Genomic DNA, 1,261 nt, shown 5'->3' on the forward strand with positions numbered 1-1,261 from the left:
GTGCGCAATTTATTGTGCGAACGTGAGGCGTTGGACAAGCGCAGCGCGTCAGTTCTTTTTCTTTTCCGGTTTCAGTTCCGTTGTCAGCAGCTTTTCAAGGTCTGCCACTTTCTGATAGACGGCAGCAGACGCGTTGTAATTGTCCTGTAGTTCCGTTTTCACAAACCAGCTTGTGGCAAATATCAGTACGACAAAGGCAACCGCAACCCCAGCAAACCACTTCCAGCTGTAACCCCGCAGCGTGTTGTACTCCGCGATGATGTTACTGCGGATAATGGAAATTTCCTTGTCCAGCGCGTCCGCATTGATTTTCATGTTCCCGACGGATTTTTCCAGACGCTGAAAATCAGCGCTGATACGCTCGCCGATCAGCCCCGCAATATCCATTTTCTGCACTTCCTGCCGGACTTCATCCCGAACCTGCTGCGCCACACTGTCCGATATTTCCCGGTAGCCTTTCAGGGTTTCCCTTGCCACCGCCAGCGAATCCGCCACGGCTTTCTGCTGCTCTTTTGCGGCATCTTTCAGATGCTCCGCCGACAGCAGGAGCGTGAGAAGTTTTTCTTCGGTGCTCGCCATAGTTACCTGCTTATGGAAAATCCGCGTGACAGGGATTTCACGCGCTCTATTTCAACATTTCCCTGTTTTGTGACCCGTGCAGCCATCTCCCGCCCGTACTGCTGCGAGATATCATGCGTCAGAGATCTGACCAGTTCCTTCCGGTTTACCTCGATACCGCTGGCATTCATCCAGCTACGGTCGCTGTGGTCGATATGCTTCGCCTGTTCAGGCACATCCACGACTGAAAACGTCCGGCTGTCTTTAATATCCTGCCTCTGGCTGTCGTCCAGTCGTCCGGCTGCTTCAAAACCGAGATGCTGTTCCGGTTTCCGGTCGATACCCTGTGCTTTCAGTGACCGGCTATCAATAAAACCCTGCTCAAAGCCATATCGTTTCATATGCGCGTTGTGCGTACGCTCCCAGCGCTCCCGCAGGGCTTTCAGTGCCTGTTTTTGTTCTGTAGGGGTTAAATTATGCCCTGAGTCCTTGCGCGCGCCGCCACGCGCCGGAAATTTGGCGTTATAGCGCCTGAAATACTGTTCGGGACTGCGCTCAATACCGTCATTGACGCGCTGGCTCATCATGATATGGGCGTGCGGCTGTTCGCCGCCGTCAATGCTGGCTTTCGGATTGTGGATCGCAAACGTCCATGCATGTTTGTCGCCCGTTTCCTGCTTCACAAAATCCCGGACAAGCGCCA

At 53.5% G+C, this 1,261-nt stretch carries 2 protein-coding genes; both read right to left on the reverse strand.

Features of this window, described 5'->3' with window-relative positions; all coding sequences use genetic code 11:
• Positions 1-48: 48 nt before the first annotated feature.
• Positions 49-579, reverse strand: a complete 531-nt coding sequence (locus tag R7P64_RS24115) for a hypothetical protein (RefSeq protein WP_318124121.1) — start codon at positions 577-579, stop codon at positions 49-51.
• 2 nt (positions 580-581) lie between these two features.
• The coding region (locus R7P64_RS24120; RefSeq protein ID WP_318124123.1) for a MobA/MobL family protein at positions 582-1,261 on the reverse strand (680 nt) is incomplete at its 5' end.

Source organism: Vibrio sp. 2304 (assembly GCF_033339475.1).
In the GTDB taxonomy this organism is placed as follows: domain Bacteria; phylum Pseudomonadota; class Gammaproteobacteria; order Enterobacterales; family Vibrionaceae; genus Vibrio; species Vibrio alginolyticus.

Coding starts and splice junctions, on each gene's coding strand:
- R7P64_RS24115 (WP_318124121.1), bottom strand. CDS start 579: ATGGCGAGCACCGAAGAAAAACTTCTCACGCTCCTGCTGTCGGCGGAG.